Source organism: Pseudomonas machongensis, assembly GCF_034961125.1.
GTDB classification, from domain to species: Bacteria; Pseudomonadota; Gammaproteobacteria; order Pseudomonadales; family Pseudomonadaceae; genus Aquipseudomonas; species Aquipseudomonas machongensis.
This window is the reverse complement of the sequence record NZ_JAYFUI010000037.1, coordinates 115,756-135,649: the sequence shown is the minus strand read 5'-3', so window position 1 is coordinate 135,649 and position 19,894 is coordinate 115,756. Positions and strand designations below refer to the sequence as shown.

Annotated in this window: 22 protein-coding genes; 16 read left to right on the top strand and 6 right to left on the bottom strand. The window is 63.1% G+C overall.

Annotated features, from left to right (window positions below):
• Nucleotides 1–23: 23 nt before the first annotated feature.
• The 3 genes from VA602_RS02335 to VA602_RS02325 all read right to left on the bottom strand — a co-directional run bounded on the left by VA602_RS02335 (nucleotide 24) and on the right by VA602_RS02325 (nucleotide 3,066).
• Nucleotides 24–1,685, bottom strand: coding sequence for a ShlB/FhaC/HecB family hemolysin secretion/activation protein (locus VA602_RS02335; RefSeq protein ID WP_323452369.1), 1,662 nt, complete (start codon nucleotides 1,683–1,685; stop codon nucleotides 24–26).
• A 237-nt stretch (nucleotides 1,686–1,922) separates the two neighbouring features.
• Nucleotides 1,923–2,495, bottom strand: coding sequence for a L,D-transpeptidase family protein (locus tag VA602_RS02330; RefSeq protein WP_063543292.1), 573 nt, complete (start codon nucleotides 2,493–2,495; stop codon nucleotides 1,923–1,925).
• A 19-nt stretch (nucleotides 2,496–2,514) separates the two neighbouring features.
• The gene (locus tag VA602_RS02325) at nucleotides 2,515–3,066 is read right to left on the bottom strand and encodes an NUDIX hydrolase (RefSeq protein ID WP_323452368.1); all 552 of its coding nucleotides are present in this window, start codon (nucleotides 3,064–3,066) and stop codon (nucleotides 2,515–2,517) included.
• Nucleotides 3,067–3,191: 125 nt separating this feature from the next.
• Here VA602_RS02325 and VA602_RS02320 point away from each other — a divergent pair, with 125 nt between their 5' ends.
• From VA602_RS02320 to purT, 5 genes are all read left to right on the top strand, one after another.
• A complete protein-coding gene (locus VA602_RS02320) occupies nucleotides 3,192–3,791 on the top strand; it encodes a CoA pyrophosphatase (protein WP_054894676.1) in 600 nt (199 codons plus the stop codon).
• Between the two features lie 44 nt (nucleotides 3,792–3,835).
• Complete coding sequence (locus tag VA602_RS02315; protein WP_153773959.1) at nucleotides 3,836–4,360, top strand: gamma carbonic anhydrase family protein; 525 nt, start codon at nucleotides 3,836–3,838, stop codon at nucleotides 4,358–4,360.
• Nucleotides 4,350–4,541, top strand: a complete 192-nt coding sequence (locus VA602_RS02310; protein ID WP_323452367.1) for a DUF1289 domain-containing protein — start codon at nucleotides 4,350–4,352, stop codon at nucleotides 4,539–4,541. Before VA602_RS02315 ends, VA602_RS02310 begins: the two co-directional genes overlap by 11 nt.
• Nucleotides 4,542–4,681: 140 nt before the next feature.
• Nucleotides 4,682–5,149, top strand: coding sequence for a VUT family protein (locus VA602_RS02305; RefSeq protein ID WP_323452366.1), 468 nt, complete (start codon nucleotides 4,682–4,684; stop codon nucleotides 5,147–5,149).
• A gap of 85 nt (nucleotides 5,150–5,234) precedes the next feature.
• A complete protein-coding gene (gene purT, locus VA602_RS02300; RefSeq protein ID WP_112897568.1) occupies nucleotides 5,235–6,416 on the top strand; it encodes a formate-dependent phosphoribosylglycinamide formyltransferase in 1,182 nt (393 codons plus the stop codon).
• An 88-nt stretch (nucleotides 6,417–6,504) separates the two neighbouring features.
• Here the strand turns inward: purT and VA602_RS02295 are convergent, their stop codons facing one another.
• The 3 genes from VA602_RS02295 to VA602_RS02285 form a co-directional block, all read right to left on the bottom strand.
• Nucleotides 6,505–7,809, bottom strand: a complete 1,305-nt coding sequence (locus VA602_RS02295) for an MFS transporter (RefSeq protein WP_063543298.1) — start codon at nucleotides 7,807–7,809, stop codon at nucleotides 6,505–6,507.
• 222 nt (nucleotides 7,810–8,031) lie between these two features.
• Entirely contained in the window at nucleotides 8,032–9,237 is a 1,206-nt protein-coding gene (locus VA602_RS02290; RefSeq protein WP_323452365.1) for a transporter associated domain-containing protein, read from the bottom strand.
• A gap of 9 nt (nucleotides 9,238–9,246) precedes the next feature.
• Complete coding sequence (locus VA602_RS02285; protein ID WP_054895622.1) at nucleotides 9,247–10,056, bottom strand: cytochrome C assembly family protein; 810 nt, start codon at nucleotides 10,054–10,056, stop codon at nucleotides 9,247–9,249.
• 286 nt (nucleotides 10,057–10,342) lie between these two features.
• On the opposite strand from VA602_RS02285, the gene ffh reads away from it, so the two are divergent.
• The 11 genes from ffh (at nucleotide 10,343) to VA602_RS02230 (ending at nucleotide 19,891) form a co-directional block, all read left to right on the top strand.
• On the top strand, nucleotides 10,343–11,719 hold the full coding sequence (gene ffh / locus VA602_RS02280; protein ID WP_063543302.1) for a signal recognition particle protein: 1,377 nt from the start codon (nucleotides 10,343–10,345) through the stop codon (nucleotides 11,717–11,719).
• Nucleotides 11,720–11,958: 239 nt separating this feature from the next.
• Nucleotides 11,959–12,210 carry a 30S ribosomal protein S16 gene (gene rpsP, locus VA602_RS02275; protein ID WP_008094480.1) on the top strand — a complete coding sequence of 84 codons (252 nt, stop codon included), beginning with the start codon at nucleotides 11,959–11,961 and terminating at the stop codon, nucleotides 12,208–12,210.
• Between the two features lie 5 nt (nucleotides 12,211–12,215).
• The gene (rimM, locus tag VA602_RS02270; RefSeq protein ID WP_063543304.1) at nucleotides 12,216–12,752 is read left to right on the top strand and encodes a ribosome maturation factor RimM; all 537 of its coding nucleotides are present in this window, start codon (nucleotides 12,216–12,218) and stop codon (nucleotides 12,750–12,752) included.
• Nucleotides 12,753–12,755: 3 nt separating this feature from the next.
• Nucleotides 12,756–13,508, top strand: a complete 753-nt coding sequence (trmD, locus tag VA602_RS02265; protein WP_054895625.1) for a tRNA (guanosine(37)-N1)-methyltransferase TrmD — start codon at nucleotides 12,756–12,758, stop codon at nucleotides 13,506–13,508.
• A 42-nt stretch (nucleotides 13,509–13,550) separates the two neighbouring features.
• Nucleotides 13,551–13,901: a 50S ribosomal protein L19 gene (gene rplS / locus VA602_RS02260; protein ID WP_023629812.1), complete on the top strand. Its 351-nt coding sequence runs from the start codon at nucleotides 13,551–13,553 to the stop codon at nucleotides 13,899–13,901.
• A 137-nt stretch (nucleotides 13,902–14,038) separates the two neighbouring features.
• Nucleotides 14,039–14,452: an acyl-CoA thioesterase gene (locus tag VA602_RS02255; RefSeq protein ID WP_063543306.1), complete on the top strand. Its 414-nt coding sequence runs from the start codon at nucleotides 14,039–14,041 to the stop codon at nucleotides 14,450–14,452.
• Between the two features lie 149 nt (nucleotides 14,453–14,601).
• Nucleotides 14,602–15,498: a site-specific tyrosine recombinase XerD gene (xerD, locus tag VA602_RS02250; protein ID WP_323452364.1), complete on the top strand. Its 897-nt coding sequence runs from the start codon at nucleotides 14,602–14,604 to the stop codon at nucleotides 15,496–15,498.
• Nucleotides 15,499–15,652: 154 nt separating this feature from the next.
• Nucleotides 15,653–16,414, top strand: a complete 762-nt coding sequence (locus VA602_RS02245; protein WP_054895087.1) for a DsbC family protein — start codon at nucleotides 15,653–15,655, stop codon at nucleotides 16,412–16,414.
• Nucleotides 16,415–16,496: 82 nt separating this feature from the next.
• Nucleotides 16,497–17,801 (top strand): homoserine dehydrogenase, encoded by a 1,305-nt coding sequence (locus VA602_RS02240; RefSeq protein WP_054895086.1) that lies wholly within the window; start codon nucleotides 16,497–16,499, stop codon nucleotides 17,799–17,801.
• A 52-nt stretch (nucleotides 17,802–17,853) separates the two neighbouring features.
• Nucleotides 17,854–19,263 (top strand): threonine synthase, encoded by a 1,410-nt coding sequence (thrC, locus tag VA602_RS02235; RefSeq protein WP_323452363.1) that lies wholly within the window; start codon nucleotides 17,854–17,856, stop codon nucleotides 19,261–19,263.
• A gap of 187 nt (nucleotides 19,264–19,450) precedes the next feature.
• Nucleotides 19,451–19,891, top strand: a complete 441-nt coding sequence (locus VA602_RS02230; protein WP_323452362.1) for a DNA-binding transcriptional response regulator — start codon at nucleotides 19,451–19,453, stop codon at nucleotides 19,889–19,891.
• Nucleotides 19,892–19,894 lie beyond the last annotated feature (3 nt).

Sequence of the window (19,894 nt, the reverse complement as noted above, 5' to 3'; positions counted from 1 at the left end):
TTGTCTCTCTTGTTGTGGGTGAATCAGATACTCAGGTTCCATTCGAGCACCCAGACACCGGGCTCCAGGCTGCCGCGCGGCAGGTCGCTGGAGCTCAGCGCGCGCTGGTAGTCCAGGCGCAGACGCTGGCTCGGGGTGCTCAGCATCACGCCCAGGGTGGCGCCGACCATCCGCTGTGGGCTGCTGCCGTGGTCGAAACGGGTCCAGCCCAGGTCCAGGCCGAGGTGCGGGCGGATTTCCAGGGGCAGGGCGACGGACAGGGGGCGGCTCAGCGTGTTGCGCCACACGGCGCCGCTCGCGCCGGAGACGCTGTGCTGGCGAAAACCGCGCACGGCCAGGTCGTCGGAGAGGGCAAGCTGTTCGATGGCGGGCAGGCGGTCGGGGCTGTACTGCAAATTCAGCTCGCTCTGCCAGCGCCACTTGCCCTGGTTCAGGTACAGAAGCGTGGCGCGGTACTTGCGAAACCCGGGCTCGGCGCTCTTGCGTCCAAGCGGCTCGCGGTCGGCACCCAGCCAGTCGACGCCCTGGGCGATGCCGAGGTAGGCGTTCCACAGGCCGGCTTCGAGCCAGAACAGGTTGATGCCGGCTTCCAGGGTGGTCAGCACCGGGCTTTGCTGGGCGACCTTTAGCGGGCCGAACCAGGTGGCCACGCGCTTGTGATCCAGGCGCAGGCTGGCGTTGAGCATGCCTTGTTGATTGCGCCAGAGCATGCGCTCGACGCTCAGCCCTTGCAGGCTGCTGTTGCCGTGGCTGCCGAGCTGGCTGCCGGGCAGCGGCGCGCGGTATTGCAGTTGGCTGGCGTTGAGGGCGAAGGTCCAGGGACCATAGGGGAGGCTGTAGTAGAGGCTGGCGCCCTGGCTGCGACCTGGCGCGTCGAATACCGTCGAAAGCAGCGAAACGCGCAGGTCGTCGTTGAGGCTCAAGGGGCTGTCCAGGCCCAGCGTGAGGCTCAGCCGGTGGCGGCCGGTGAGTGCACTGCCGCGATTGTCCAGACGGCTGTCCAGGTGCCAGCGCGAGCTGATGTGGCGTGGTTCGATCTGGATGTGGGTGCCGCCAGGCAGGTCGCCGGGTCGCACGTTGGCGCCAAGATCATAGGCTCTGAGGCGATTCAACTGGTCCAGCCCTTGTTCCAGGTCAGGCAAGTGCAAAGGCTGGCCGAGCATGCCAGGGAAGGCGCTGGCCAGTGACAGCGGCAGCGCGTTGTCGAGTGCGATGCTTTCGACGAATCCTTCGATAATCACGATATCGAGGGGCATGCCAGCACCTGGTTGGCGCGCCAGGTAAGGGCGGCTTGCGGGATATCCGGCTTGGACGTAGCGTTCAGTGATGGCCAGCAGCAGGCGGTTGATGTCCGCCGGCCCCATGCAACCGTGCAGCAGAGGCCGCAGGCTCTGTTCGAGGGCGGCGTTGGTGACGTGCCTGTTACCGCTCAGGCGCAGGCCGCTGACCGGCCAACATTGCTCTGCAGGCGCTGCCGATGGCGCCTGGCGCTCCAGTGTTTGTGGGGCAGAACGGCGCTGCCATTGCTCCAGCCGCTGCTGTTGCTGCAAGTGCTGAAGTTCGCGTTGCTGGTCGCGCAGTTGCTCGCTGGCGGGATCGCCTGCAAGGGCAACCGAGCTGGTCAGCAGCGCGAGCAATGCATGGGTGATAGAGCGACAAATAGCCGGAAACGGGGTGTTCGCCATGGAAGAATTCCGCAGAGGTCGTACGGTTCGCGTACTCTTTTGCGTGGATTCTAAAAATTCGAACAGTCGTTTGGATGCGGTACGTTGCCTGCTTGGGTATCAGGCAAATAACGTTTTTGAGTCGGGATATTCTGAGGATTTGCTGTAGATGTAGGACGCTGCCCCGTCAGGCTACGCCGCCTTCCTCAGGTGGGCGCCCTGCAGCGCAGCAGTGGAAGGTGCAGGAAGCCCGCAGGCTCAGGGGCGAATCTCGATCATGGTGCCGTCCTTGACCATGCTCCACACTTCACGCATGTCATCGTTGCGCATGGCGATGCAGCCTTCGGTCCAGTCGAGGGTGTGGAAATACCACTCCGGGTATTCTTCGTCGATCGGTGTGCCGTGGATCATGATCATGCTGCCGGCATTGACCCCTTCGCGGCGCGCCTTGGCGGCGTCGCTGATGTTCGGGTAGGAGATGTGCATTGCCAGGTTGTAGCGGTCGCTGACCTTGCGCCAGTCGAGCCAGTAGAAGCCTTCAGGGGTGCGCTTGTCGCCTTCGCGCTCCTTGGCGCCCTTGGGTTGCTTGCCCAGGGAGATGCGGTAGGTCTTGAATGGCTCGCCGCGGCTGATCAGTTGCAGGCGCCGCTCTGACTTGAGCACCAGCACCTTGTCGATCTGCGGCTGGCTGCTGCTTTGCGCAGGCCTGGCCTGGGGCTGCGTGCCCTGGGACGTGGTCGCGGGCAGGGGCTTGCGAATGATGGTCTCGGTGAACGCCGCCTGGGACACCGATGCAACGCACAAGCAGAAGAGGGCAAGCAACCAGCGCATGAAACGTATCCTGAAGTAGCTAGGTGGACGACGAAACGTTCATCGGCGGCAGGTATTCATGGCCTATGGGGTACTGCTGCCCGATGCGGTCGCGATAATAGCATTCTAGTGTCCGGGTGACGGTGCGGAAAGCCAGTTCGTTCCAGGGTATTTCATGCTCCTCGAACAAGCGCACCTCCAGGCTCTCGACACCCACGTCGAAGTCCAGGTCGGTGAGCTCTGCGCGAAAGAATACGTGCACCTGATTGATGTGCGGCAGGTCGAACAACTGGTAGAGGGTGGTCGGGCCGACGCGTGCGCAGGCTTCCTCGACGGTCTCGCGGCGCGCGGCCTGGTCGAGGGTTTCGCCGTTTTCCATGAAACCAGCCGGCAGCGTCCAGAAGCCGCGGCGCGGCTCGATGGCGCGGCGGCACAGCAACACCTGGCTGCCCCAGACGGGCAAGACGCCTGCGACGATGTTGGGGTTCTGGTAGTGGATGGTCTGACAGGAGGGGCAGACGTACCGCAGGCGGCTGTCGCCCTCGGGAATCTGCTGAATGACCGGTTGGCCGCACGCGCTGCAGAATTTCATGCTTTTATTCCTGTGTGAGCCGCTATCTTGGCGCGGCCGGCGGGGTTGCCGCAAGCCGTCGGGGCTTGGGTGCCTCGCGGCTTTGGTGCATCATGCAAGGCAGGCCTTGGAATCGAGAGTGCGTAATGCTGGACGAGCTTCTTCGCCGAATGAGCAACCATACCCCCGCGTCACTGGAGGCGGATCGCCGTTTTCCCGAGGCGGCGGTGCTGCTGCCCATTACCCGTAGCGAAGAGCCCGAGCTGGTGCTCACCTTGCGTGCCAAGGGGCTTTCCACCCATGGTGGCGAGGTGGCCTTTCCGGGAGGGCGCCGCGATCCGGAAGACCCGGACCTGGTGTTCACCGCCCTGCGCGAAGCCGAGGAGGAAATCGGCCTGCCGCCGGGGTTGGTCGAGGTGATCGGCCCGCTGAGCCCGCTGATTTCGTTGCACGGACTGAAGGTTACGCCGTTCGTCGGGTTGATTCCGGATTACGTCGAGTACCAGCCCAACGATGCCGAAATCGCAGCGGTGTTCAACGTCCCGCTGTCGTTCTTTCGCCAGGATCCACGCGACCACACCCATCGCATCGACTACCAGGGGCGCAGCTGGTACGTGCCCAGCTACCGTTATGGCGACTACAAGATCTGGGGGCTGTCGGCGATCATGATCGTCGAGCTGGTCAACGTGCTGTTCGATGCCGGCATCAGCCTGCACCAGCCGCCAGAGCGCTTTATCCAGAACTGAGCGGGGCTCACCCGCCGACCGCGTCCAACCGTGAGGAACATGACATGAAATACCGCCTGGGCGACCTGCGGGTCGAAGCCCATCCCAGCAGTTGGGCCGCGCCCACTGCCACCTTGATCGGCAAGGTGCGCCTGCAGGCCCGGGCCAGTGTGTGGTTCGGCGCCGTGCTGCGCGGCGACAACGAGCTGATCGACATCGGCGAGGACAGCAATGTCCAGGACGGTACGGTGATGCACACCGACATGGGTTCGCCGCTGACCTTGGGCAAGGGCGTGACCATCGGTCACAACGCCATGCTGCATGGCTGCAGCGTCGGCGACTACAGCCTGGTCGGCATCAATGCGGTCATCCTCAACGGCGCGCGGATCGGCAAGCACTGCATCATCGGCGCCAATGCGCTGATCCCCGAGGGCAAGGAGATTCCCGACGGTTCGCTGGTGATGGGCTCGCCCGGCAAGGTGGTGCGCGAGCTGACCGAGCAGCAGATGCGCATGCTCGAAGCCAGCGCCGCGCACTATGTGCACAACGCCGAGCGCTATGCGCGGGAGCTGGTGGTCGATGAAGACTGACGAGCGGCCGGTCGCTTCGCCGTGCGTGAACGTCTGTGCGCTGGATGAGCAGGACGTCTGCATCGGTTGCCAGCGTACGGTGCAGGAGATCACCCGGTGGGCGCGGATGGACAATGACGAGCGCCGAGCGGTGATCAAGCTTTGCCACGAAAGGGCACTAGAGGCTGGCCTCATCCTCTAGTCTGATGCAGAACCCTGTGGTAGCGGGCATGCCCGCGAACACCGGCACAGCCGGTGCCATCCACCGCGCTGGACTCTTCGCGGGTTTACCCGCGAACTGCCCAAAGGTAATCTGTGCGGCTTGCCCACAGACTACCCGCCATGTTCTATCTCATTGCCTACATAAGCAGCGTAGTGCTGATCAACTACGCCTTCTCCAGTGCCCCGCACCTGGACGTGATCTGGTCCGCCTGGGGCGGTCTGGTGTTCATCCTGCGCGACATGGTGCAAACCCGCTTCGGCCACGGCGCCCTGGTCGCCATGTTGGTGGCGCTGGTGCTGTCCTATGTCACTTCGGAACCGGCCATCGCCCTTGCCAGTGCTACGGCCTTCTTCGTGTCCGAACTGATCGACTGGCTGGTGTTCAGCGTCACCCGCAGGCCCCTGCGTGACCGTTTGTGGCTGAGCTCGGCGCTGAGTATTCCGGTGGACACCTTCATCTTCTTCGGCATGATCGGTGCGCTGACGCCTGCCGTGATCGGCACGGCGATGGCCTCGAAGTTCGCCGGTGTAACGGCGGTCTGGCTGATCATGGCATGGCGGGCGCGACGCGCGCTGGCGGTGGGTTGATCCGCGCCCGATTGATGTAGAATACCGGTCCTTTTTCAGCGGGCAGCACCAGCCGGCGCGCCCCGGACGCCTTCGAGGACCTGAAATGACCCGTATCGGAACCCCATTGTCGCCGACTGCGACCCGCGTACTGCTGTGTGGCTGCGGCGAACTGGGCAAGGAAGTGGTGATCGAGCTGCAGCGCCTGGGCGTCGAGGTGATCGCCGTGGACCGTTACGCCAACGCGCCTGCCATGCAGGTCGCGCACCGCAGCCATGTGATCAACATGCTCGACGGCGTCGCCCTGCGTGCGGTGATCGAAGCTGAAAAACCGCACTACATCGTGCCGGAAATCGAGGCCATCGCCACCGCTACGCTGGTCGAGCTGGAAAACGAAGGTTTCAACGTGGTGCCGACCGCCCGCGCCACCCAGCTGACCATGAACCGCGAAGGCATCCGTCGCCTGGCGGCTGAAGAGCTGGAACTGCCGACCTCGCCCTACCACTTCGCCGACACCTATGAAGACTTCGCCAAAGGCGTGGCCGATGTTGGCTACCCGTGCGTGGTCAAACCGGTAATGAGCTCGTCGGGCAAGGGCCAGAGCCTGCTGCGCAGCGATGCCGACCTGCAGAAAGCCTGGGACTATGCCCAGGAAGGCGGGCGTGCCGGCAAGGGCCGGGTGATCGTCGAGGGCTTCATCGATTTCGAGTACGAAATCACCCTGCTGACCGTGCGTCATGTGGGCGGCACCACCTTCCTCGCGCCGGTCGGTCACCGTCAGGAGAAGGGCGACTATCAGGAATCCTGGCAGCCTCAGGCGATGAGTCCGAAGGCGCTGGCCGAGTCGCAGCGTGTGGCCCAGGCCGTCACCGATGCGCTGGGCGGCCGTGGCCTGTTCGGCGTCGAGCTGTTCGTCAAGGGCGACCAGGTGTGGTTCAGCGAAGTGTCGCCACGTCCGCATGACACTGGTCTGGTCACCTTGATTTCCCAGGACCTGTCGCAGTTCGCCCTGCATGCCCGTGCGATTCTCGGCCTGCCGATCCCGGTGGTGCGTCAGTTCGGACCGTCGGCCTCGGCGGTGATCCTGCCCGAGGGCCAGTCGCAGCAGACCAGCTTCGCCAACCTGGGCGCAGCGCTGAGCGAGCCAGACACCGCCATTCGCCTGTTCGGCAAGCCGGAAATCAATGGCACCCGCCGCATGGGCGTGTGCCTGGCCCGCGACGAGTCGGTCGAAGCGGCACGGGCCAAGGCGACCCGTGCTTCGCAGGCGGTCAAGGTCGAGTTCTGATCTGAGATCGCACGGGGCTGCCGAGCAGCCCATTCGCGGGCAAGCCCGCTCCTACAGACTCCTGCAGGAGCGGGCTTGCTCCAACTGCTCAAAGCTCGGTATGGCGGGTTTCCTTCAGGCACAGTACGGCAATCAGGCTGATCACCGCCGCCACTGATACATATCCCCCCACCCAGCTCAAACCGCCCATGCTCACCAGTTGCTGGGCAAAGAACGGTGCCGCCGAGGCGCCGACGATGCCGCCCAGGTTGTAGGCCGCCGAGGCCCCGGTGTAACGCACGTGGGTCGGGAACAGTTCAGGCAGCAGCGCGCCCATCGGGGCGAAGGTCACACCCATCAGGAACAGCTCGATTGCCAGGAACAGCGCCACGCCGGCAGTGGAGCCCGAGGTCAGCAGTGGCTCCATGGTGAAGCCCGAGGCAATCGCCAGCAGGCCGCCGACGATCAGCACCGGCTTGCGCCCATAGCGGTCGCTCAGCCAGGCCGACAGCGGCGTAGCCAGGGCCATGAACACCACGGCGAAGCACAGCAGGCCGAGGAAGGTTTCGCGGCTGTAGCCCAGCGTCGACACGCCGTAGCTCAGCGAGAATACCGTGGAGATGTAGAACAGTGCGTAGCACACCACCATCGCCGCAGCGCCCAGCAAGGTGGGCATCCAGTATTTGGCGAACAGGTCGACCACCGGCATTTTCACCCGCTCTTGACGGGCTACGGCCTTGGCGAACACCGGGCTTTCCTCGAGCTTCAGGCGTACGTACAGCCCCACCAGCACCAGGGCAGCGCTGAGCAGGAACGGAATGCGCCAGCCCCACTCACGGAACTGCTCGTCGCTGAGCACCAGTGCCAGGGTCAGGAAAAGACCGTTGGCGGCGAGAAAACCAATCGACGGGCCCAACTGCGGGAACATGCCGAACCAGGCGCGCTTGCCGGGTGGTGCGTTCTCGGTGGCGAGCAGGGCCGCGCCGCCCCATTCGCCGCCCAACCCCAGCCCCTGGCCGAAGCGTAGCACGCAAAGGATGATCGGTGCCCACACGCCGATGCTGTCATAGCCTGGCAGTACACCGATCAGCGTGGTGGATACGCCCATCAGCAGCAATGACGCGACCAGGGTCGACTTGCGCCCGATGCGATCACCGAAGTGGCCGAACAAGGCCGAGCCCAGCGGTCGGGCAAGGAAGGCGATACCGAAGGTGAGAAAGGCTGCCAGCATCTGCGCGGTGCCTGAGCCGGACGGGAAGAATACCGGCCCGATCACCAGCGCAGCGGCCGTGGCGTACACGTAGAAATCGTAGAACTCGATGGCGGTGCCGATGAAGCTGGCGGTGGCGACCCGGGCGGGCGAATTGACCGGGGTCGCCGAGTCAGGCTCGGCGTAGGTGCTGCTGGTTGTCATGCGTAGGTCCCTGAACAGTCGTTCGCGCGGCCGAGCAGGCGGGCCGCAGCGTATTGTTGTGGTTCGCCAGGCTGACGAGGGCCCAAGGGGTGGCAGGGAGCGGGCGCTGCTCGGGGTAGGACGCAGGGCTGCTGGCACGTCAGTGAGGCGGACTGGCCGTGGGGCGCCGGGTGCGGGTAGCAGGCGGGACGGCAGGGCTGGGTAAGCGTGGCCCGAGTATAGCTATCGGGTTATGGTCCAGACCAGTACCTTGCTGGCGCAATTGTCCTCGGTTTCGAGGATTTCCAGGCGGTAGCGTCCGACTTTCAGGCATACCGCGCTTGCCGGGATGCTTTCCAGTGCTTCGGTGACCAGGCCATTGAGGGTTTTCGGGCCGCCGTCGCAGGGCAGGTGCCATCCCAGGCTGCGGTTGAGCTCGCGCAGCGAGGCGGTGCCTTCGATGATGAAGCGGCCATCGGGCTGGGGATGGATATGGGGGTTGTCCAGGCTCTGTTCGTCCTCGAACTCGCCGACGATCTCTTCAAGGATGTCTTCGAGCGTCACGATCCCCAGCACTTCGCCGTACTCGTCCACGACCACGCCCATTCGCCGCTGCTGCTTGTGGAAGTTCAGCAGTTGCATTTGCAGTGGGGTGCTTTCCGGGACGAAGTAGGGCTCGTAGCAGGCGGCCTGTAGCTTCTCCAGGGTCAGTTCGGCGCGTGGCAGCAGGTGGCTGATGAGCTTGGTGTTGAGGATCGCTTCGACCTGGTTGATGTCGTTGTGATAGACGGGCAGGCGGGTGTGGCGGCTGAGGATCAACTGTTCGATGACCTGTTCGATCGGGTCGTCGAGGTTGATGCCGTCGACTTCGTTGCGCGGGACCAGAATGTCGTTGACGGTAATCTTGTCCAGCGCTTGCAGGCCCTCGATCAGCCCCTGGCGTGGTGGTTCGTGGGGCTCGTCGTCATCCTGGGCGTCGTCATCCTGTGGGTGCAGGGCGACGGCGTTGGGCTGTACGCGCAATGGGCGCAGGATCAGCTTGGCCGTGCCGTCGAGCAGGCAGGCCACAGGCTGCAGCGCCGCCAGTGGCAGCTTGAGCAGGCTGGCGCCAAGGCTGACATAGGCCTGTGGGTTGCGCCGGGCCAGGCGCCTTGGCAGGTATTCGGTCAGCACCAGCAGTGCCAGCGTGGCGCACAGCCCGGCCAGCCAGAAACCGTGCTCGCCGCTGTAGCGCTGGCCGATCAGGCAGGCCAGGCCCAGCACCAGCAATCTGCCCAGGCTGGCACAGAGCACCAAGGCCTGGGCGGGCAGGGTGTGCTGTTCGGCTTCACCGGCGCGGGCGTGGCCGTTGAGCTGCTGGCGGGCGGCCTCGACCGCGCTGAACAGCGCCGACCACAGCAGCGCCAGTATCAGGGTGCCGAGCAGCGGGGCGTACGGCAAAGTGTCCATGATTGCCCGTCAGATGTGCAGGATGAATTCGCGAACCAGCTTGCTGCCAAAATAGGCCAGCATCAGCAGGCAGAAGCCCGCCAGGGTCCAGCGGATCGCCTTGTGCCCGCGCCATCCCAGGCGATTGCGCCCCCACAGCAGGACGCTGAACACGATCCAGGCCAGGCACGACAGCGAGGTCTTGTGTACCAGGTGCTGGGCGAACAGGTTCTCGAAGAACAGCCAGCCGGAGATCAGCGAAAGCGACAGGAAGATCCAGCCCGCCCAGAGAAAGCCGAACAGCAGGCTTTCCATTGTTTGCAGTGGAGGGAAGTTGCGGATCAGCCCCGAGGGGTGCTTGTGCTTGAGCTGGTGATCCTGGAGCAACAGGAGCAACGCCTGGACCACGGCGATGGTGAACAGGCCATAGGCGAGGATCGACAGCAGGATGTGCGCCAGGATGCCGGGTTCTTCATTGACCAGCGGCACGGTGCCCGCCGGTGCGAACTGTGCCAGCAGCGCCGTCACTGCACCCAGCGGGAACAGCAGCACCAGCAGGTTCTCCACCGGAATGCTCAGGCAGGCGAGCAACGTCAGGGCGATCACTGCGGTGGCGATCAGGCTGGCGGCGCTGAAGAAGTCGAGGCTCAGGCCCAGCGGGGTGAGCAACTGGAAGAACAGGGCGCAGGTCTGTGCGACAACGGCAATCACGCCCAGCAGGCCGAGCAGGCGTTTGTCGACCTTGGCACCCTGTGCCAGGCGCGAACCTTGATAGGCCGTCGCGGCAATATAAAGGATGGCTGCGATCAGGTTGGGGATGAGGCTGGGTGAGGAGAGCATAGGTCCTGGTAGGCGAGCCCTTAAAGGAGGGGAGTTTGGCATAGAACGCGGTTGCCTAGGAAGACTGCAGACCGCGTCGGCCTTTTCGCGGCCAGTCCTGCTCCTGCAACCCCTGAGTTTCGTGGGCGCGGGCTGCCCGCGAACGGCCCCCCGATCACCGCTCGGCACCAAGGTGTGCGCCACCGCCGCTCTCCGTTATAATGCGCGGCTTGCTGTGCCCTTCGCGTGTGGATATCCGCCAGGGCACCTGAACAACCTCGGCTTTATTGGGCCTGAAAGGATCACCATGTTCGAAAACCTGACCGACCGCCTGTCACAGACGCTGCGCCATGTCACCGGCAAGGCCAAGCTGACCGAAGAGAACATCAAGGACACGTTGCGTGAAGTGCGCATGGCCCTGCTCGAGGCCGACGTTGCCCTGCCGGTGGTCAAGGACTTCGTCAACAGCATCAAGGAGCGTGCGGTCGGCACCGAGGTGTCGCGCAGCCTGACGCCGGGCCAGGCGTTCGTGAAGATCGTCCAGGCCGAGCTGGAAAGCCTGATGGGCGCGGCCAACGAAGACCTCGCACTCAATGCCGCTCCGCCAGCCGTGGTACTGATGGCAGGCCTGCAGGGCGCCGGTAAGACCACCACTGCCGGCAAGCTGGCGCGCTTCCTGAAAGAGCGCAAGAAAAAGACCGTCATGGTGGTGTCCGCGGACGTCTACCGCCCGGCGGCGATCAAGCAGCTCGAAACCCTGGCCAACGACATCGGCGTGACCTTCTTCCCGTCCGACATCAGCCAGAAGCCGGTCGATATCGCCGAGGCGGCGATTCGCGAAGCCAAGATCAAGTTCATCGACGTGGTCATCCTCGATACCGCCGGCCGTCTGCACATCGACGCCGACATGATGGACGAGATCAAGGCCCTGCACGCAGCGGTCAAGCCGGTCGAGACGCTGTTCGTGGTCGATGCCATGACCGGCCAGGACGCCGCCAACACCGCCAAGGCCTTCGGTGAGGCGCTGCCGCTGACCGGCGTGGTGCTGACCAAGGTCGATGGTGATGCCCGTGGCGGTGCCGCGCTGTCGGTGCGCGCCATTACCGGCAAGCCGATCAAGTTCATCGGTATGGGCGAGAAGACCGAAGCCCTCGAGCCTTTCCACCCCGACCGCATCGCCTCGCGCATCCTCGGCATGGGCGACGTGCTCAGCCTGATCGAGCAGGCCGAGCAGAACATCGACAAGGCCAAGGCCGACAAGCTGGCCAAGAAGCTGAAGAAGGGCAAGGGCTTCGACCTCGAAGACTTCCGCGACCAACTGCAGCAGATGAAGAACATGGGCGGCCTGGGTGGCCTGATGGACAAGCTGCCCAGCATCGGTGGCGTCAACCTGTCGCAGATGGGCAACGCGCAGGGTGCGGCCGAGAAGCAATTCAAGCAGATGGAAGCGATCATCAACTCCATGACCCCTGCCGAGCGCCGTGACCCCGACCTGATCAGCGGTTCGCGCAAGCGCCGTATCGCCCTGGGTTCCGGCACGCAGGTGCAGGATATCGGCCGGCTGATCAAGCAGCACAAGCAGATGCAGAAGATGATGAAGAAATTCTCCGCGAAGGGCGGCATGGCCAAGATGATGCGTGGCCTGGGCGGGATGCTGCCGGGCGGCGGCATGCCGAAGCTGTAACCGAATCCGCTTGGTCGCCTTGATAGGCGGCCAGGCAGACCCCGCCTTGGCGGGAAAGCGCCGCAAAACAGCGGCTTAAGCGGCAGGTCTGGATTGCTTTGCATGGCTCTTGCGAAAAAGCCATTTGCAAATGTCCGTGTATTCCCTGAGAATATGCGGCCTTTTGGGCACCCGTGTGCCTATTTGGCATTCAGATTTGCAGCACTGACTGCAGTACCGACTATAGGAACGATGTTCACATGGTAACCATTCGTCTGGCCCGTGGCGGCTCGAAAAAGCGCCCTTTCTACCACCTGACCGTGACCAACTCGCGTAACGCCCGTGACGGCCGTTTCGTTGAGCGCGTTGGCTTCTTCAACCCGATCGCCTCGGGCGCCGAAGTCAAGCTGTCGGTCAACCAGGAACGCGTCACCTACTGGCTGAGCCAGGGCGCGCAGCCGTCTGAGCGTGTTGCTCAGCTGCTGAAGGACGCTGCCAAGGCTGCTGCCTGAGCAGTATGAACGCGACGCCAGAAAAGGCTGACGACCTCATCGTCGTTGGCAAGATTTTTTCGGTTCACGGCGTTCGCGGCGAGGTGAAGGTGTATTCCTTTACCGATCCGATTGAAAACCTGTTGGATTATCCGCGCTGGACGCTTCGGCACGAAGGCAAGGTAAAGCAGGTCGAGCTGGTCAACGGTCGTGGCTCCCAGAAGGGCCTGGTCGTGAAACTGAAAGGCCTCGACGATCGCGATGAAGCCCGTCTTCTGAGCGGTTACGAAATCTGCATTGCGCGGAGCCTTTTGCCCAACCTGGCCGCCGACGAGTACTACTGGTACCAGTTGCAGGGCCTGAAGGTCATCAACCAGGACGAACAACTGTTCGGCAAGGTCGATCACCTGTTGGAGACCGGTGCGAACGATGTAATGGTGGTCAAGCCTTGCGCAGGCAGCCTGGATGATCGCGAGCGTCTGTTGCCCTATACGGAGCAATGTGTGCTGGCAATCGACCTGGAAGCAGGTGTGATGCGAGTCGAATGGGACGCGGATTTCTAGACGATGGGTAACCTTCGAGTAGAAGTCGTCACGTTGTTCCCCGAGATGTTCTCGGCCATCACGGAGTACGGCATTACCAGTCGTGCGGTGAAACAGGGGTTGCTGCAAGTGACCTGCTGGAACCCACGGGACTACACCACTGATCGCCACCACACGGTGGATGATCGGCCGTTTGGCGGTGGTCCGGGCATGGTGATGAAGATCAAGCCTCTGGAAGACGCCCTGGCCAGTGCCAGGCAGGCAACCGGAGCATCGGCGAAGGTGATCTACCTCTCGCCACAAGGCCGCAAGCTGACTCAGCAGGCGGTCAAAGGCCTGGCCGAACAGGAATCGTTGATCCTGATCGCCGGTCGTTATGAAGGCATCGACGAGCGTTTTATCGAAGCTCATGTCGATGAGGAGTGGTCGATTGGTGACTATGTACTTTCCGGTGGCGAGCTGCCGGCCATGGTACTGATCGATGCGGTTACGCGGCTGCTGCCCGGAGCTTTAGGGCATGTGGACTCGGCGGAGGAAGACTCCTTCACCGATGGTCTGCTGGATTGCCCGCACTACACCCGACCTGAGGTGTATGCGGATCAGCGTGTACCCGACGTGTTGCTAAGTGGCAACCATGCACACATCCGGCGTTGGAGAATGAAGCAGTCCCTTGGTAGGACCTTCGAACGACGCGCCGATCTTCTGGAAAGTCGCTCGCTTTCTGGAGAAGAGAAGAAGCTGCTCGAGGAATACCTCCGCGAGCGGGACGATAGTTAACGTATCGATGGTGGATCGAGTTATCCATCTTAGGAGCACAGCATGACCAACAAGATCATCCAGCAGCTCGAAGCCGAGCAGATGAGCAAGGAAATCCCGACCTTCGCACCAGGCGACACCATTGTCGTTCAGGTTAAAGTGAAGGAAGGCGATCGCTCGCGTCTGCAGGCGTTCGAAGGCGTTGTTATCGCCAAGCGTAACCGCGGTCTGAACAGCGCTTTCACCGTGCGCAAGATCTCCAGCGGCGTTGGCGTAGAGCGTACCTTCCAGACCTACAGCCCACAGATCGACAGCCTGGCCGTGAAACGTCGTGGTGACGTGCGTAAAGCCAAGCTGTACTACCTGCGCGACCTGTCCGGCAAAGCCGCTCGCATCAAGGAAAAACTGTCCTGAGTGCAGTTTGACCGGTGGCTTCGGCCACCTTGCGAGAGAAAAAGCAGCCTTCGGGCTGCTTTTTTGCATTCTGTGGTATTGGTGTTGCCTGCTTCGCGGGTCGCTCCGCTGCCATTCCCTTGCAAAGTGAGTACCCCATGACTACCACCCCAAGAGATCAGGAAATCCAGCGGCGTACCGAGCTGTCGATCACTCGCGTGACCAAGGCCGTTTTCCCCAACACCACCAACCACCACAACACCTTGTTCGGCGGCACCGCGCTGGCCTGGATGGACGAGGTGTCGTTCATCGCCGCTACGCGTTTCTGTCGCCTGCCGCTGGTGACCGTGTCCACTGACCGCATCGACTTCAAGCACCCGATCCCGGCGGGCTCGATCGTCGAGCTGGTTGGCAGCGTGATCAAGGTGGGCAATACCAGCTTGCAGGTACAGGTCGATGTGTTCGTCGAGAACATGTACCTCGACGGCCGCGAGCGTGCGATTCATGGGGTTTTCAGCTTCGTCGCCATCGACGAGGACAAGCGGCCGGTGCCGGTACTGGCTCAGGCCTGAGTTCTCCAGTGCGGGCCCTTTCGCGGGTAAACCCCACAGGTGCTACGCGATCCCTGTGGGAGCGGGTTTACCGGCGAAACGGCCGGTACAGACAACAATTATGCGTCTGTGAAACACTAGCCCACTTTCAACACCCAGCAGCCCTCCGAATGCCCGCCCTGGACCACCCCCTGATCGATCAGTTTCTCGATGCCCTCTGGCTGGAAAAAGGCCTGTCCGACAACACCCGCGTTTCCTACCGCAGCGACCTGGCCCTGTTCAATGGCTGGTTGCAGGAGCGTGGCGTGACGTTGCCCGATGCAGGTCGCGATTCGATCCTCGACCACCTTGCCTGGCGCTTCGATCAGGGTTACAAGCCGCGTTCCACTGCACGTTTTCTCTCTGGAGTGCGTGGTTTTTATCGTTATCTGCTGCGGGAAAAGCTCATAGGTGTCGACCCGACCTTGCAGGTCGATATGCCGCAACTGGGTAGGCCTTTGCCCAAGTCCCTGTCTGAAGCGGATGTCGAAGCGTTGCTCAAGGCGCCGGACCTGGCCGAAGCCATCGGCCAGCGCGACCGCGCCATGCTCGAGGTGCTCTACGCCTGCGGCCTGCGGGTCACCGAGCTGGTGAGCCTGACCCTCGATCAGGTCAACCTGCGCCAGGGCGTGCTGCGGGTGATGGGCAAAGGCACCAAGGAGCGCCTGGTGCCGATGGGCGAGGAGGCGGTGCTGTGGATCGAGCGCTACCTGCGTGACGGCCGGGCCGAGCTGCTCAACGGGCGCCCCAGCGATGTGCTGTTCCCCAGCCTGCGGGGCGAGGAAATGACCCGCCAGACCTTCTGGCATCGCATCAAGCATCACGCCCGCGTGGCGGGGATCGACAAGCCGCTGTCACCGCACACCCTGCGCCATGCTTTCGCTACGCATCTGCTCAATCACGGGGCCGACCTGAGGGTGGTGCAGATGCTGTTGGGGCACAGCGACCTTTCCACCACGCAGATCTACACCCACGTCGCCAAGGCACGTTTGCAGCAGTTGCACGCCCAGCACCATCCGCGTGGATGAATGATTTTCATGTTCCGCCCGGCGGCCATCAGACAGTGATTTCGCTGCGGCCTGATGTGGTAGGCTTGAGCGGTTTGCACCAGGGACCGCCCGGTCGCCGCGATTTTTCCGCAGGCGACGTCCTCCGGTCCCCGTCCGCCTTCAGGAGTACCCCATGCGCGTGACCCAGATTTTTGCCGCCGCCGCCCTGGCGCTGGCCAGTACCTTTGCCGTTGCTGCGGCCACCGACGTCACTGCCGGTGCCGAGCAGGCCATTCGCAACACACTCAAGACCCTGGAATTGGAAGTACCGATCGAAAGCGTCGCCAGCAGCCCGGTCGGCGGCTTGTACGAAGTCAAGCTGCAGGGCGGTCGCGTGCTCTATGCCAGCGCAGACGGCCAGTTCGTCATGCAGGGCTACCTGTACCAGATCCAGGATGGCAAGCCGGTCAACCTGACCGAGAAAACCGAACGCCAGGGTATCGCCAAGCTGATCAACGGCATTCCTGCGGCTGAGATGGTGGTTTACCCGGCCAAGGGCGAAACCAAATCGCACATCACCGTGTTCACCGACACGACCTGCCCGTACTGCCACAAGCTGCACGCCGAAGTGCCAGAGCTGAACAAGCGCGGTATCGAAGTGCGCTATGTCGCCTTCCCGCGCCAGGGCCTGGGCTCGCCGGGTGACGAGCAACTGCAGGCCGTCTGGTGCTCCAGCGATCGCCGTGCGGCGATGGACAAGATGGTCGACGGCAAGGAAATCAAGGCGGCCAAGTGCGCCAACCCGGTCAGCAAGCAGTTCCAGCTCGGCCAGTCGATCGGTGTCAACGGCACGCCAGCGATCGTGCTCGAAAGCGGCCAGGTGATCCCGGGCTACCAGCCGGCACCGCAGGTGGCCAAGCTGGCCCTGGCCGGCCAGGCGCAAGCCGCCAAGTAATTCATTCAATACGCCGTCGTCATGGGGTGACGGCATGTTTCACGGTCGGCGCAGGTGCCGGCCGTTCAATGGGGAGTTCACAGTGAAACCGGTCAAAGTAGGCATCTGTGGGTTGGGGACCGTCGGTGGCGGTACCTTCAATGTACTTCAGCGCAACGCCGAGGAGATTGCCCGCCGTGCCGGGCGCGGTATTGAAGTGGCTCAGATTGCCATGCGCTCGCAGAACCCGAACTGCCAGATTACCGGTACCCCCATTACCGCTGATGTGTTCGAAGTCGCGACCAACCCCGAAATCGACATCGTCATCGAGCTGATCGGTGGCTACACCATTGCCCGCGATCTGGTGCTCAAGGCCATCGAGAACGGCAAGCACGTGGTCACCGCCAACAAGGCGCTGATTGCCGTGCACGGCAACGAAATTTTCGCCAAGGCCCGTGAAAAGGGCGTGATCGTGGCCTTCGAGGCGGCAGTTGCCGGCGGTATCCCGGTGATCAAGGCGATCCGCGAAGGCCTCTCGGCCAACCGCATCAACTGGTTGGCCGGGATCATCAACGGCACCGGCAACTTCATCCTCACCGAAATGCGTGAAAAGGGCCGTGCCTTCCCTGACGTGCTGGCCGAAGCCCAGGCGCTGGGTTATGCCGAAGCCGACCCGACCTTCGACGTCGAGGGCATCGATGCTGCGCACAAGCTGACCATCCTGGCCTCCATCGCCTTTGGTATTCCGCTGCAGTTCGACAAGGCCTACACCGAGGGCATCACCCGCCTGACCACTGCCGATGTCAACTACGCCGAAGCCCTGGGCTATCGCATCAAGCACCTGGGCGTGGCCCGCCGTACCGCCGACGGCATCGAGCTGCGCGTGCACCCGACGCTGATCCCGAGCGACCGCCTGATCGCCAACGTCAACGGCGTGATGAACGCGGTGATGGTCAACGGTGATGCTGCAGGGTCTACGCTTTATTACGGTGCCGGTGCCGGCATGGAGCCGACCGCTTCGTCGGTGGTCGCCGACCTGGTCGACGTGGTGCGTGCCATGACCTCCGACCCGGAAAACCGCGTTCCGCACCTGGCCTTCCAGCCGGATTCGCTGTCGGCGCACCCGATCCTGCCGATCGAGGCTTGCGAAAGTGCCTACTACCTGCGTATCCAGGCCAAGGATCACCCAGGCGTGCTGGCCCAGGTCGCCAGCATCCTGTCCGAGCGTGGCATCAACATAGAGTCGATCATGCAGAAGGAAGCCGAGGAGCAGGACGGCCTGGTGCCGATGATCCTGCTGACGCACGGCGTGGTCGAGCAGCGTATCAACGATGCTATCGTCGCCCTTGAAGCCCTGCAGGATGTGGTCGGCAACGTCGTGCGCATCCGCGTCGAACAGCTCAATTAATTCAGCGGCGGGCCGCGACGGCGGCCCGCGCCCAGAACCGAAGGTTTGCACAATGCGCTATATCAGTACTCGCGGCCAGGCGCCGGCCCTGAATTTCGAAGACGTCCTGCTGGCTGGCCTTGCCAGTGATGGCGGCCTGTACGTGCCGGAGAACCTGCCACGCTTCACCCAGGAAGAGATCGCGTCCTGGGCCGGTCTGCCGTACCACGAACTGGCCTTCCGGGTGATGCGCCCGTTCGTCACCGGCAGCATCGCCGACGCCGACTTCAAGAAGATCCTGGAGGAAACCTACGGTGCCTTCGCCCATGCCGCGGTGGCGCCGCTGCGCCAGTTGAATGGCAACGAGTGGGTGATGGAACTGTTCCACGGCCCAACGCTGGCGTTCAAGGACTTCGCCCTGCAACTGCTCGGCCGTCTGCTCGACCACGTGCTGGTCAAGCGTGGCGAGCGCGTGGTGATTGTCGGCGCTACCAGCGGTGATACCGGTTCTGCCGCCATCGAAGGCTGCCGCCGTTGCGACAACGTCGACATCTTCATCCTGCACCCGCACCAGCGTGTGTCGGAAGTTCAGCGTCGGCAGATGACCACCATCCTCGGTGACAACATCCACAACATCGCCATCGAAGGCAACTTCGACGACTGCCAGGAAATGGTCAAGGCCAGCTTCGCCGATCAGTCCTTCCTCAAGGGCACTCGCCTGGTGGCGGTCAACTCGATCAACTGGGCGCGGATCATGGCCCAGATCGTCTACTACTTCCATGCAGCACTGCAGTTGGGCGGCCCGGCGCGCTCGATCGCATTCTCGGTCCCGACCGGCAACTTCGGCGACATCTTTGCCGGTTACCTGGCACGCAATATGGGCCTGCCGATCAGCCAACTGGTGGTGGCCACCAACCGCAACGACATCCTGCACCGCTTCATGAGCGGCAACCAGTACGTCAAGGATGCCCTGCACCCAACGCTGTCGCCGTCGATGGACATCATGGTCTCGTCCAACTTCGAGCGCCTGCTGTTCGACCTGCACGGTCGCAACGGCGCAGCGATCGCCGAGTTGATGGCCAACTTCAAGCAAGGTGGCGGTTTCAGCGTGGAGCAGGATCGCTGGACCGAGGCGCGCAAGCTCTTCGACTCCCTGGCGGTGAGCGACGAGCAGACCTGCGAGACCATCGCCGAGGTGTTCAAGGCCACCGGCGAAGTGCTTGATCCGCACACCGCAATCGGCGTCAAAGCCGCTCGTGAGTGCCGTCGCAGCCTGGACACGCCGATGGTGGTGCTGGGCACCGCGCATCCGGTCAAATTCCCCGAAGCGGTGGAGAAGGCCGGTGTCGGCAAGGCCCTCGAGTTGCCGGCGCACTTGAGCGACCTGTTCAGCCGCGAGGAGCGTTGCACGGTCCTGGCCAATGACCTGAAAATGGTCCAGGCCTTCGTCAGCCAGCACGGCAACCGCGGCAAGCCGCTGTAAAACGCGGCACTCGAGAGCATGGGGCGGGGCAAGTCGGAACATCGGCTTGCCCCGTTTGCGTTTGAGCGGTTCTATTAATTACAGAATCATCCTTCTTATTTTCAGGTTTTTCCTATTTGAGTCCCTATGCTGCTTTTCTAGAGTGGGCGCCCTGTCCATCAGGGCTCGCAGCCCTCAGGAGCGGCTCATGCACCGGCTCAACATTCTTATCGTCCAGTCTCATCCCGCCCAGCAGATCGCTTTGCACCAGGCCTGCAATGCCCTGGGGGTTTTCAACGTGCGCATTGCCTGCGATCTGGCCAGCGCCAAGGCAAGCATGGCGCAGATGCAAGCCTTGGACATGCTCATCATCGACCATGGCATGCCGGCGCTGAGCGCCCAGGCACTGTTGAAGCACGTGACCCGGCAAGGCCATGCGCGTGCGCTGCTGTTCGTCGGACAGCCCCCTGTGCGCGGCCCTGATCTCGCTGTCGAGGCCCAGCGTCAGGGGCAGTGGGTGGTTGCCCAATTGCCCTGGCCGTTGTCGGTGAGGGGGTTGCAGGCGGCATTGCAGCGGCTGCGTCGGCCGCCGCGCAGGAACTCCGGGCGGGATATCGAAACGGTCATGTTGCCCACGCATGCTCGCTGATAC